Source organism: Chryseobacterium sp., from assembly GCF_022869225.1.
In the GTDB taxonomy this organism is placed as follows: Bacteria; Bacteroidota; Bacteroidia; order Flavobacteriales; family Weeksellaceae; genus Chryseobacterium.
The window spans coordinates 931,970-944,812 of the sequence record NZ_JALIHL010000001.1 but is presented as its reverse complement, the minus strand read 5'-3'; the positions used below and the strand labels follow the sequence as shown (position 1 = coordinate 944,812).

The 12,843-nt window shown below is 39.7% G+C and carries 13 protein-coding genes; 12 read left to right on the top strand and 1 reads right to left on the bottom strand.

Features of this window, described 5'->3' with window-relative positions; translation table 11 throughout:
- Nucleotides 1-128: 128 nt before the first annotated feature.
- Entirely contained in the window at nt 129-611 is a 483-nt protein-coding gene (locus tag MUW56_RS04400; RefSeq protein ID WP_292012044.1) for a cytidine deaminase, read from the bottom strand.
- A gap of 99 nt (nt 612-710) precedes the next feature.
- On the opposite strand from MUW56_RS04400, the gene namA reads away from it, so the two are divergent.
- The 12 genes from namA to MUW56_RS04340 all read left to right on the top strand — a co-directional run bounded on the left by namA (nt 711) and on the right by MUW56_RS04340 (nt 12,841).
- On the top strand, nt 711-1,763 hold the full coding sequence (gene namA / locus MUW56_RS04395; RefSeq protein WP_292012043.1) for an NADPH dehydrogenase NamA: 1,053 nt from the start codon (nt 711-713) through the stop codon (nt 1,761-1,763).
- Between the two features lie 27 nt (nt 1,764-1,790).
- Entirely contained in the window at nt 1,791-2,081 is a 291-nt protein-coding gene (locus MUW56_RS04390) for a DUF2752 domain-containing protein (protein WP_292012042.1), read from the top strand.
- Nucleotides 2,082-2,239: 158 nt separating this feature from the next.
- Nucleotides 2,240-2,644 (top strand): type VI secretion system tube protein TssD, encoded by a 405-nt coding sequence (gene tssD, locus MUW56_RS04385; protein WP_115964014.1) that lies wholly within the window; start codon nt 2,240-2,242, stop codon nt 2,642-2,644.
- Nucleotides 2,645-2,796: 152 nt separating this feature from the next.
- A complete protein-coding gene (locus MUW56_RS04380) occupies nt 2,797-4,725 on the top strand; it encodes a phage baseplate assembly protein V (RefSeq protein ID WP_292012041.1) in 1,929 nt (642 codons plus the stop codon).
- Nucleotide 4,726: 1 nt separating this feature from the next.
- On the top strand, nt 4,727-4,897 hold the full coding sequence (locus tag MUW56_RS04375) for a hypothetical protein (RefSeq protein ID WP_292012040.1): 171 nt from the start codon (nt 4,727-4,729) through the stop codon (nt 4,895-4,897).
- A complete protein-coding gene (locus MUW56_RS04370; RefSeq protein ID WP_292012039.1) occupies nt 4,884-5,936 on the top strand; it encodes a DUF2931 family protein in 1,053 nt (350 codons plus the stop codon). Before MUW56_RS04375 ends, MUW56_RS04370 begins: the two co-directional genes overlap by 14 nt.
- Before the next feature lie 34 nt (nt 5,937-5,970).
- Nucleotides 5,971-7,383 (top strand): DUF2235 domain-containing protein, encoded by a 1,413-nt coding sequence (locus MUW56_RS04365; protein ID WP_292012038.1) that lies wholly within the window; start codon nt 5,971-5,973, stop codon nt 7,381-7,383.
- 57 nt (nt 7,384-7,440) lie between these two features.
- Entirely contained in the window at nt 7,441-8,484 is a 1,044-nt protein-coding gene (locus tag MUW56_RS04360; protein WP_292012037.1) for a hypothetical protein, read from the top strand.
- A gap of 13 nt (nt 8,485-8,497) precedes the next feature.
- Nucleotides 8,498-9,550, top strand: a complete 1,053-nt coding sequence (locus MUW56_RS04355; RefSeq protein ID WP_292012036.1) for a hypothetical protein — start codon at nt 8,498-8,500, stop codon at nt 9,548-9,550.
- Between the two features lie 2 nt (nt 9,551-9,552).
- Nucleotides 9,553-10,038, top strand: a complete 486-nt coding sequence (locus tag MUW56_RS04350) for a DUF4280 domain-containing protein (RefSeq protein ID WP_292012035.1) — start codon at nt 9,553-9,555, stop codon at nt 10,036-10,038.
- 11 nt (nt 10,039-10,049) lie between these two features.
- Nucleotides 10,050-10,592 carry a hypothetical protein gene (locus MUW56_RS04345; protein WP_292012034.1) on the top strand — a complete coding sequence of 181 codons (543 nt, stop codon included), beginning with the start codon at nt 10,050-10,052 and terminating at the stop codon, nt 10,590-10,592.
- On the top strand, nt 10,589-12,841 hold the full coding sequence (locus MUW56_RS04340; RefSeq protein ID WP_292012033.1) for an OmpA family protein: 2,253 nt from the start codon (nt 10,589-10,591) through the stop codon (nt 12,839-12,841). Before MUW56_RS04345 ends, MUW56_RS04340 begins: the two co-directional genes overlap by 4 nt.
- Nucleotides 12,842-12,843 lie beyond the last annotated feature (2 nt).

Below are 12,843 nucleotides of genomic sequence, written 5' to 3'. Positions count from 1 at the left end.
TTAAATATTATCCATAATATTCCCATAAGATAAACAAACCGCCTCAATATCAAAGCAATAGCTAAGTATGTATTGTAGGGCATTTGACCAGCCCAATTGCAATGTTGCCGATTGGCCTCTCCGTTTTCTTATAGGAATGTCGAATCAAAATAAAACGGCAACAGATCCTTTACAGCATGCACCTTGACCACTTCCTCATTCATACTTGAAAAATAAAGGTCAATGTTTTCGTTTTGCTTGGTTTCGTATTCTATTAAACTCTGCCGGCAGGCTCCACAAGGAGGAATCGGCGGATTGCTCTCATGGAATTCCTTAGGACCACCTACGACAAAGATCTTTTTGATCTTTACATCCGGAAAATTGGCGGCTACCCAAAAAAGGGTGGTTCTTTCAGCGCAAAGTCCCGACGGATAAGCAGCGTTCTCCTGGTTATTGCCGGAATAGATCTCTCCATTTTCCAGCAATACGGCGCATCCAACTAAAAATTGAGAATAGGGTGCGTAAGCATTTTCGCGGGCTTCTTTGGCTCTGGCAAATAATTTATTTTCTATATCGCTCAGCTCACTGCTATTTTTAAAATATTCGTAACTGATCTGTATGTCTTTTTTCATATATTGTAGACTAAAAAAGGGGGGTAAAATTAGTTCTTTTTAATGAAGTGGGCAATATTTATTCTTCCGGAGTTAAGTTGAATTTTTTTTAAAGATAAAATGCTGTATACACCAATAAAATTCAGGAATGTAGAGTTGAAAAACCGATGGGTAATGTCTCCTATGTGCATGTATTCATGTGAAAACGGAATCGCTAATGATTTCCATTTTGTCCATTACGGAAGCAGATCCCAGGGAGGAACAGGATTGATCGTTGTGGAAGCTACGGGAGTAGAGCCCAGAGGAAGAATTACCAATCACTGTATGGGAATCTGGAATGATGATCAGGCCGAAAACCTGCAGAAAATTGTAGCGTTTGTACATAGAAATTCAGAAAGCAAAATAGGCATTCAGTTGGCACATGCCGGAAGAAAAGGATCCACATGGAATAATCTGCAGATCCCTGTTGAAGAAGGCTGGGAAACCATTGCTCCAAGTTCTATACCCTATCATCCGTCAGAAAGAATTCCGCATGCATTAAGTATTGTTGAGATAAAGGAACAGATCCTTAATTTTAAAGAAGCTGCAAGAAGAGCAGTGAAAGCAGGGTTTGATGTTATTGAAATTCATGGTGCCCACGGATATCTTATACATCAGTTTCTGTCACCGCTTTCCAACATAAGAACCGACGAATATGGCGGAAGTTTTGAAAACAGGATCAGATTTCTGATTGAAATTGTGGATGCTGTGAATGAAGAACTGAATGAAAATACAGCTCTTTTCGTGAGGATTTCCGGGACAGAATATGCCGAATACGGATGGGATATAGAAAGCAGTGTAGCACTAGCAAAAATTTTAAAAGAACATGCTGTTGACCTGGTAGATGTATCCAGCGGAGGAAATATTCATGGAGCAAAGATTCCTGTTTTTGACGGGTACCAGGTTCCTTTTTCTTCACGGATTAAAAATGAGGCAGCTGTTAAAACAGGAGCCGTAGGTTTAATTACCGGAGTGGAGCAGGCAGAAGAAATTCTTCAAAATGGAGACGCCGATCTGATCTTCGTGGCAAGAGAAATTCTGAGAAATCCCTATATTGCTGTTCAGGGATCATTTGAGATGAAAGAAGACTGTTTTTTTCCGCATCAATATACCAGAGCGAAGCTCTCTTCATAAATAATAATAAGCGGTACTACTTAAGAAATGAATATCGAAGACTTTATGCTGACCTGTCCCAGTAAAAAATTTCTGGGAGTGGAATGTCTTGGGTGTGGTGCCCAAAGAGCCATTGTGCTGGTATTTGAAGGGAAGTTTTCAGAAGCTTTTCAAATGTATCCTGCCGTATATACCCTGTTATTGTTCTTTTTTACACTTGGTCTGAGCTTCATTGACAGGAAAAGAAAATACACCGCCGTTTTACTTATCATGGCGGCTGTCAATCTAATGATTATGATTGTTTCTTATGGATATAAGCATTATTATTTACATTCTTAATAATGTTATAAAAAGAAAATATTTATCAGAAAAAGTCGTAGAACTACTACAATTTATGAAACTGTTGCCTAAAAACTTTTTAAATTAGAACTTGAAGTCTATCTTTGTTATATAAATCCTATACGAGGGAACAATTATTAAGGCTAAAATTTAAGAATATGGCAGGAAATTCAAGAGGAATCTTAAAATTCAATGGAGGTGAAGGTCAAAAGCTATTAAAGCTTAATTACAGCGTATCGAGATCTACAGATGTTTCAGGACGTGTGGCATCAGACCCGTCAAACGCTCTTATTAAAGTAACCATCGAAGCAACAGAAAAGTCTGATGTTTTGGAGAGCTTACTGAACAGTAAATACAAGCCTACAAGCGGAGAAATCAATTTCAACAAGTCTCATGAAGAAGGGACATTGATCACTTTGAAATGGGAAAATGGATACGTCATCCAGCATGAAGTAGACTTTGATGCTTTAGACAGCAACAATATGCTGATCAGCTTTGTAGTAAGTGCAGAGAGTATTACTTACGGAAATTCATCTTATGAAGGACTTTGGCCTTTAAGCTAAGTCTTCAGTATTAAGATATCAAAAGACTGTCCTTATAAGACGGTCTTTTTTTACCTGTTATAAAAACCAAATTCTAAGGGAATTTTGTTTGTTTTTAAAAATTCCCGTTTTCTTGAATAATTTTTTAAAACGTAAACAAATCACTACAAAATATGAACACACCTGAAAAATCAAACGCAGCGTCTTTTCGTCCGACGCAGAATGCAGATGGTGTTTCTGAGAACCACCATACCGGCATTAACCGTTTGGTAAAGCTTTCTCTGGTCATAGAAGGGAAAATTATCAAATACTATAAACATTTTAAGCTTAAGCAGAGTACAAGACATCACCATGAGTTTACCCTTATATTGGCCCATGACACATTGGGAGGGAGGCAAACCCATGCATTAGAGGATGCTAATAAATTCCTTGGAAAACGTCTTACGGCAATCATCTCATATAAAGACATAGACAACAGCCCGGAAAGAACTTTTGTAGGAGTCATTACAGGAGTAGGATTCAGCCAGGAGAAAATGAGTCTTGGAAATATAGTCCTCAGCGGCTACAGTCCTACGATCCTTCTTGACGGAGCCCCTCATATCCAGAGTTTCGGAGGAGCTCAGCCTGTCAATATGGGAATTATTGCTGATGAAGTGATCAGACAGGGAATCGATAAAGGACGCTTTGATATCAGAGTGGATGCGAATAATTTTTCCCAGATTATTTACAGCAGCCAATACGATGAAACCCATTACAATTATCTGGCGAGGATGGCAGAAGCATACGGCGAACAGTTTTACTATGATGGTGAAGTATTGCATTTCGGAAAACTTCCACCTCAGAATAAACCTATTGTACTGACGTATGGAAGCAGTGCCAATGATATCAAGGTTGAGCTGAAAGCAGTTCATACCAAGCCGCAATTTTACGGTTACAACAGTAATAAACATGAAAAGCTGACGTCAGGCTCCACTCCCATCAAACATGTAGGAGATTTGGCTAAAACGGCATATGATCATAACGATGCGATTTATAAAACACCGGCATTACAGATTGCACCGATCAGAGCATCTACCCATCTTGATGTTGAATATTCACAGAAAAGTGCTTCAGGAAGTGAGGCCGTGAATGTTTTTTCTGTTTCAGGAAATACAACGGTTCCTTTTCTTCATCCGGGCTGTGTAGCGGATATGCAGATGCGCAAGCCTGATTCCAATGAAACCTCTTATTTTACAAGAATCATGATCACGGAAGCTGAACATGAGATTGATACAATCGGCCATTACCATGGAAGTTTTATCGGAATTGCAGCAGATACGGGATTCCTCCCAAAACCGGAATTCACCGTTCCCAAAGCTGAACCACAGACTGCAACTGTAATATCAAATACTGATCCTGAAGGACAGGGAAGAATACAGGTAAGGTTCGACTGGCAGACCAGCGATACCACCCATTTTATCAGAATGATGAGCCCGGATGCCGGAGGAACCGATCAGGTTTCTCAAAACAGGGGCTATGTGGCCATTCCCGAAGTCGGGGATCAGGTCATGGTAAATTTCGTTCACAGCCATCCGGACAGACCTTTCGTAATGGGAGGAATGTTCCATGGAGGAGTCGCTCTGGGAGGAGGAATCAACAACCGTTTGAAATCTATACAAACCAGAAGCGGCATCAGAATTTTATTGAATGATGAGGAGGGAAGTGTAACGATTCTGGATCCAAGCGGCAACAGCTATAATATGGATGGTAAAGGCAATATCAGTATGAAAGCGCCTAAAAACTTCACCTTAAATGCCGGAGAAAATATCAATATTACTGCGGGAAAAGAAATCTCAGTGAGTGCAGGAGCAAGCATTACAAGCTCAGCCAATGAAGATATTGTTTCTACGGCGGGAAAAGATATGAGACTTACGGCATCAGGTGATATCAGAGAATCTTCGGACACCAGAACAGAAATGGTAGAGAAGGAATTCAAAAGACAGTCTGAAACGTCTAACGAAATAGCAGGGGAAATTTCCATGTTCAGCGAACTTGAGAATATGACCATGCAGAGCGGAAAAATTGTAGAGTTCAATAGCGCTGAAAAATCAAAACTTTTCTGATATGGCAATTATTAAGACAGCAACCAATATCCTGATAACGGTCAAAGACTCTTATCAGATGAACGTAGGGAAGAAGGTGGAAAAAATTGCAAAGAAAATCAATGTAGAGGCACAAAAAGAAAACCTTGTTTTGGCAAGCAATAAAAAAATAATGTCTCATGGGAACAAGTAATGTAAAAGGGCTCATCCTTTTAGTTTTATTGAGTTTCTCGGTAATGAATTGTCAAAAGAAAAAAATGGAAGAAAAATACAGCTGGCTGGGAACCATTTCCGCACCTCAGGAATATCCGATGGAAATTTACAGGGGCGCTATTGTAGCGGATGATTTTACCTATAATTTTGATAGTATTTGGGGAACCCAAAATACAGGCTGGGGAAATGAAGGCGGAACCATGAGTGTGGAAACCGAAACAATGGAGCTTCCGCATCATCTGGAATTTACCTGGTATTCTTTAGTGGAAAAAAAGTTTTACACCGGAAAATGGGAGCTGGATCAGAAAAAAATAAAAAGTCTTTTTGATGAGGGTTTTGTAGATCAGGATACCCGTAAACGTACAACGTACAGTTCTTTTGTTGTAGGGTTGGCCCCGAAAGGAAGGGTCGTTTTATGGGTAAAAGGTCCGGGAAATCAGAAAGAAGCAGGTGTCTTTCAGGCTCATGATACCATTATTGCCAAGGAAAAAGCATATGATAACGCTCAGTACATGTTTAAAGAAGGATTTGCAGACAGAATGCTGAATGATCCGGAATACAAGACTTTTAAACCTGAAATTCGTGAAAAGATTAAGGAACAGGGATATCCGGCTGCAGATACTTATGATCTGTACAGAGAAAAATACCACTGGAAACCTGTGGTGATCCTTCCTGAAGGAGGTGTATGGATCGATTTCGGATTTACCAACTATAATGGAGAACAGGAAAACCTTTTTGCAAAGAGTTTAGATGACAATACTTACAAAAGCCGGGCTATTCCAAAATTCTGTGGATTTTACTGGAGAGATAAAAACAAGAACAGATATGCTGTATGGGTAGATTCTTTCGATGAGAAAGAAATCTTTGAATTATTTCAAAAACTGGGTAAAGACGAAGACATTGATTTTACCATTAAAGTTAACGGAGATAACACCAACGCATTTTTATCTTTAGTGACTGAAAAAGAAGAACTTTCTATTACGAAGGCAAAAATCAGGTTATCCCGTAAGATAGAGTGATGTATTTCTGCCAATCCATTTTAAAAGAAGAACTATGCACAACAATCAATTTGGAGATTATACACCTTCTATATCCAAAGAGGAAGTATTAGATATTACGATTGGAATTTTTTTTGACGGGACTTTAAATAACAAGACCAATACCACAGCCAGAAAAGAAAATAATGAGGCTTATAAAAAACATGGAGGTAAACCGTCTGATAACAACAGTTACAATAATGACTGGAGTAATGTAGCCCGGATGTGGGATAACTACGATAAAAATTTCGGGATTTATATAGAAGGGATCGGTACTGAAGATTCTAAAGGAGATGCCACCTTGGGATATGCTTTTGGAACAGGTGAAACCGGAATCAGAGGAAAGGTAAGAAAAGGCTGTGAAGAGATCGTAAAAAAAGTGAAAAACATTAAAAGTTCAAAAAAAGCAGATAAGATTGCGGTCCTTACTTTTGATGTATTCGGCTTTAGCCGCGGAGCCGCTGCCGCCCGTAACTTTGTACATGAAATAGGAAAAGCAAAATATAAAGCGAATACCCATACTGCCTCAAATGAAGGGATGAGCGTCACTTCCTATTCGGATGACGACGGTAAAAGTGTCAGCTCGGAAGAACTTCCTAAGTGGGGACATCTGGGATTGAAATTAGAAGAAGCCGGAATTACCGTTGATGTGTTGAAAGTAAGATTCTTGGGAATCTATGATACTGTTTCTTCCTATTCAAAATATTTATCGCCGGTTCCGAACTTCAGTAATGATGTAGAGGAATTAAGCTTAAATGATATCGGTAAAGCACAGACGGTGATTCATTTTATCGCAGAAAATGAACATAGGGAAAACTTTGACCTTACCCAGGTACATATTGGAACTGAAAAAACGTTTCCCGGTGTACACTGCGATGTGGGCGGAGCGTATGAAAACGGAACGGAAATATGGGAAGAAGTGGAAACATCATGGACTACCAGTTCCAAATTAGTTGCCTTGAAGGAACAGCTGGTTTCAGAAGGATGGTATGAAAAAGATCAGCTTATCATTACCCCGGGGTTTTACCTTGCACTGCGGGGAGAACGTTACCTGCTAAAAACCTATAGCTATATTCCTTTGCACTTTATGGCTGAGTATAGTATTGATAAAAATCTTCCCATTACCTTAAAAAAACTTACTGATGAGAAGTATTCCATTACCAATGACCAGTTTTTACTGGGTATAAAAGACCGTCTCAGACCTTATGTGATGGGCGGAGGGAAGCCTTATTCCTTCAGACGTTTCAAGGAGCTGCGTGATGCCTATGGAGGGGCAGAAATTCCGGAACATCACTATGACGCTTACCAGAAAGAAGTTAAAGAACAGGATGATCTGAGATTTCTTCGGAATAAATACCTGCACTGGTCTGCAAGAAGAGAAGGTATTGGTATGGACCCTAGATCCGACAGAAACAGGGTAATTCATTAAAAAACAATAAATAACTGAAGTCAATTAGATATAGAATTTTGAAGCCGGATCATTTGTATGCAGAGATTTAATAAACATATCATTCAGGAAAATGAAACCTTAAAAAGCATTGCTGCGCTTTACAGGCTGGATGCTGATACCTTAAAGTTATTTCACAATAACCACTGTGAAGTAAAAGATATGATTCTGATAGAGCTCACCGGGCAGCAGGAGCTTTTTGTTCCAAGAACGGCCATTGCTGACACTGAAAAACTGGTCAGATTCGGAAGAGGCAACAGCCTGATATTCCAGCCCGCGAATTCTTTCTGCAGATTTGGAGTTATCATCAATATTGAAAAGGGGAGCTGTAAAAATGAGCTGAAATATGAAACTTCAGTTCGCTGGATGAAAACAGAAAAAAAACTGCATTTTTTTGAGATCGACCGAACCTCCAATCTCTTTTTAAATGAAGAAGAAGTGAATGATATCGCAGATGTATTGGCTTATAAAACGTCTAAAGTCTTATATCCGCTACAGATCAGTGTAGATGAGCACGGGAAATTCAATGCCGTTGAAAATCTTTCAGTTTTTAAGGAAAGATGGCCCGCTGTGAAAGAAGAGGTCTATAAAGAATTTGATGGTGAAACAGTAGATCGATATTGTGGAAAAATTGAGAAAATAATATTTGACCCTGATGCGATCAGTCTCTATCTAAAAAATGATTATTTCATCAGAACCTTATTTTTGGGGATCTATCAGAGCTTCGGCCAGCATTATCAGGCTGAAGGAACTGAAACCTTTCCTATCCTTAATAATCCTGTGGAACCCAAATATAAAATAAAACTGGAGATTGACCCCCTGAAAGACGAATATGATCTGGTATGCATAACTGGTGAAGGAAAATTAAATGAGGAAAGAACGGTACATGATTTTATCAACAACTCCCCATTTTCACTGATGATTGATGATCATCCCGTGGTAAATGACAAGGGAAGTTTCAGAATAAGATATTACCTGAACGGAGAAACTCAACGCCCGGAGTCCATGTATCTGGAATGCAGCATTATGTTGGAGGAAGAAAAGAAAATATCAGTAGTGGTAGCTGCTATACCGGAATTATAAAAAACAAAATACAATGAAAATAAAATTAAATCATACCCTTTTTACATTACTTTTTGTCGTATGCTTTACCCTGTCTTTTGGACAAAAAACAGAGTTTACAGTCCCGAAAAATATTGAGACGCTGCAAAGCTCTATTTTTAATTTCAGCAACGATTTTACAAAAGACGAACCAAAGGCAGCTGCAGCAGCAGATGATCATTTTTCAACGACCGTGGATCTTTATCAATTAAGATATGAAGCAGATTATAAAAATCCTTACCTGAATCTGGCTCTTACAAAAGGAGCCCGGCCAAAGCAGTTTATTCAGCGGGCAGTTTGGAATGTAAGCATGAAAAAAATCTCTGCGAAAAGTACAAAAGTCACGGTTGTCCTGGGAGAAGTTACTCCCGACCGCGAGTCAAGGAAAGATGTAGATGTGAAACTGACCAGATCAACAGGCAAAGTTGAAGAAGAAATCAAAGATTTTCTGTTCAAAGATAAAGAAGCTGAATCTTCAGATGCCCATGCAGTGTCAGGAGCTGTATCTGCAGCTGATGAGGCCGGAGCAGCAGCGGCACAGGCACAGGCTGAGGTAGCCGCTTTTGAAGCAAGAAGCTCACTGAAAAAAATAACATCTGAGAAATTACAACGTATATTCAGTAAAAAGCAGTTTATTCCCCTGCCGGCCACGGCAGAGACTTTTACAAAACCTTTACAGGTACAGCCAAGTGAATTGGAATGTAAAGGATGTAGAAACGGAAAATATACCAGCTGGGATTTTGATGATTTTAATATGATCTATGCGAATATGGCAGCCGGAGAAGAGTATTATGCTTTACAGTATTATGGAAATGATATGGTTTCCGGATTACCATATGGTTTGGTTTTTAATGAAAGCTCACCCACTGAGTGTAAGTCAAAATTTGCAAGGTATGATGCGCAGCTCTACCAAACTACGGTTGATACAGATGAAAATACTTCAAATGCACTTACGGTAGTTACTTTTAAGATGAATGCCGGTTTTGTACGTCTTGAATTTGGGAATGGCTATTTAAGCAGACTTGTAATTTCAAATAAAGAATTTTAACCATGGCAGAAAAACATATTGTAGTACAGGGCGCTATGTGCAAATGTCAGTTCGGACAGGCTCCGGATAAGCTTAAGGTGCTTACCCATCAGAAAGAATATGCCAATGATAAGAGTGCTTCCAAAAAGCTGATCGTAACCACAAAGGAGATCGGTGGGGCAACCTTTGAGAAAAATACTTTTGGCAACTGTACCAAAAATGGAGGCCCGCCGCCGCCGTGCAAGATTATGGTTACCGAATGGCAGAATTTTTATGATAAAGTACAGCTCAGCAACGGTGGATTTATCATCCTTGAAGACAGTAAAGCCGTTTGTGCTGTAGCCGGTACTCCATGCATTGAGATCATAGATCATGGCCAGAGAACCGAAGCCGGTCAGCAGAATTTTAAAAATGCGGACCCGGATGTGCAGCAACAGATCAATCCATTGGTGGATGCTGAAGAAATGTACAAAAAAGAAATAATGTATGATACATCAGGGGATGCTTAAATAATTACCGTATGGCAAAGGGAATAAAAAAAATAGGGATCGCTACAGGCCGGGACAATGCAAAAGTAGTGGCCACTCAGGGTGATTTTATTGGGGTGGAACCCGGAAAACATATATGGTTTAAAGTTTCGGAATGGTTTCCTGATACACCGGATGCTGACCAAAAAAAGGAAGTGATCTGGATCAGGCAGGACTCCTCACGCCAAAAGGTCATTAATCAGCTCAGAAGACCTGCAGGCTTTGTATATGGCTATAAATTTACCAAAAAGGAATGTGGAGTTCTTTCCTACTATATCGAAGCCAGTTTGGGAGGAAAACCGGATAAAGTCAATAAAGTAGGGAAGTATATTTTTGGACACTGTCCTCCGAAAATCATAGATTCAAGATGGAGTACTACAGAAGGAGGGAAGGATGTAAGGCAGACATTTCAGTTCAGTTATGGACATATCATTTATCTTTACCTGGGAACGGAAGGACTGAACGGAAGAAAGACCTTACTGTTGAGATATACAGAAGAATCCGTACAGGAAGAGGAGCGAAAGATGATCCTATGATGAGGAGATGGGTGAATGTAGAGGTAAATAACGGTGAAATTAATGTCAAAGTCCAGAATACTTCCCAGTGGAAAGGAACAATAAAGGATATAAAAGAGGTCGAAGAATTATATGTAAAAGTTAAAGATCCTAAAACCGGAAAATATATTGTCGATGAGAATAACGATGATATCCACGCAAGATTTCTGAGGATGAAGAACCAATTGGTTGCGGAAGCCCCTCAAAAACCTCAGAATGTTGTTCCTACCAAGATCTATGCACCCGATAAAAACCTGGCAAGGTATGAGCCCTGTAAGTTTGAGACCATTCAGATCAGCGATATCATTTTTGATAAGGACAAAGAGGTTAAAAAACCGGTCATGCTTTTTGATAACGGGGTCGGGGTTAGAAATATCGCAGCAAAGGAAACCATTCATGCCACTATTTTTTATGAATTTAATTCTGCAATTATAGAAGGAGACGGAGAAAAAAAACTGAATAATATTCTTCGCTTCTTATTGGAACACCAGCATTCCACCATTACAGTGGACGGATACGCCTGTGTCATTGGAAAAATGCAGTATAACCAGGGCCTTTCACAGAAAAGGTCGGATATTGTAAAAAAGTTTTTTACAGATGGAGGCCTGGACAGCAAAAGGATAAAGTCTCTCGGAAAAGGAGAGGTAAATCCTACAGATGATAAACAGGGCCGGGATAACATAAAATATAAGGACGAAAAAGAATATAAAAATAATCGCAGAGTAGATATCTATTTCGATTATTTCCCACACGACGCCAATACGATTGTGTACGAAACGATTGCCCCTTCAGTTTCCACGAAAAGGAATATAACCATCGAAGTGGCAGGCTATGATACCAAGGCGTGTTTCAGAAATAATGACCTCCACACAAAAGAGATCCGGGTACTGGATGTGGGGCAGGCCATTGATGCAGGAGATAAAGAGAAAAAATTTGCTCCGCCATCATTTGATTATCCGGTTTATTCCGAGCTTTCCAGGATTAATGTACTTCCGCTGCAATACATCTGGCCGGAAGCCAATACTCCGAACAAAATCCATCTGCATGCCCACAGCTGCAGATTTTACAGCAGCAAGAAAAGAACTACCGTCTTAATAAAAGCTTATCCCGATATCAAATGGGGATTTCATTTCTTCCTGAATCTGAGCAATGATCTCAGTGTTAAATGGCAGAACCTTTCGGCGGCAAAACATAAAGAAATGCAGAGCAAAGCCGGTAAAATAGGGGCCGAAAAAAGATGGAAGCAGACCGAGATCGATTTTGGAGTAACGCTGGAGGCGGATTGGGACAGAACAGGGGCCGATAGTTATAATGGCCATTTTGATGCTACCCTGAAATACGAGGAGAAGATAAAATGGATGTATAAAGTCTTCAGCTCACTGAAAGAGTTTTCAAAAGGAGTGACTGACCAAACCAAAGGTAAGATAAGAAAGAATAGCTTTACCAGTAAGCTGCCGTTAAAAATAGAAATGAAGCCGCCTAACTTCTGTCTGGGAGCAGACTGGATGTTGCAAAGAGGCCAGAAGAACAGGAAAGCACTGCCTACTATTGGGACAGATCTTAAATTGTATTTTAAAGCTTCCCCGGTGGTAGGGATTGAAATGACGATAGATCTTCTCGATATGCTGATCCAGGCCGGAGTAGGAGTAGTAAGTGGCGGAACGGCCAACGTTGCTGCCAAGCTGATCCTTGATGAAGTAAGAGCCTGGCTGGCTGATGATGATCATCCGATCACCTTAAATATGTATATAGACCTGAAGTTTTTCGGAACCATTTCAGGTGAATCCCATATCAATTTTAATACTAATTCAGATGCGGGTAAAGCAGATGCAAAGCTGGAGACCCAGATTGGTATTGAATTGGATGCAGGTATCGAGGTAAAAGCAAAATTTGTTGTCATCATTGCTGAAGCTTATGCTGAAGGGAAAATAAAAGCAACAGGTAAGGCTACCGCTACTTTTGGACATAATCTAATTTATGATCAGAAGAGCAGTACCCAGAAAACCCTCTACTATAAACCGGATCTTAAATTTGACGGATTGATTGCTACAGTAGTAGTGAAGGCAAGTGTTGGCTTATACATTAAAAAAGGAATTTTAAAAGGAGACAGAAAAATGGATCTTGCAGACTTTGATAAAACATACGAAATCATCCCTGAATTTGATATTATTGAAAAGTTGGAAAAATATACAGGATTCTCTGCAAGGATACCATTCATTCAGCAAGGATAAAA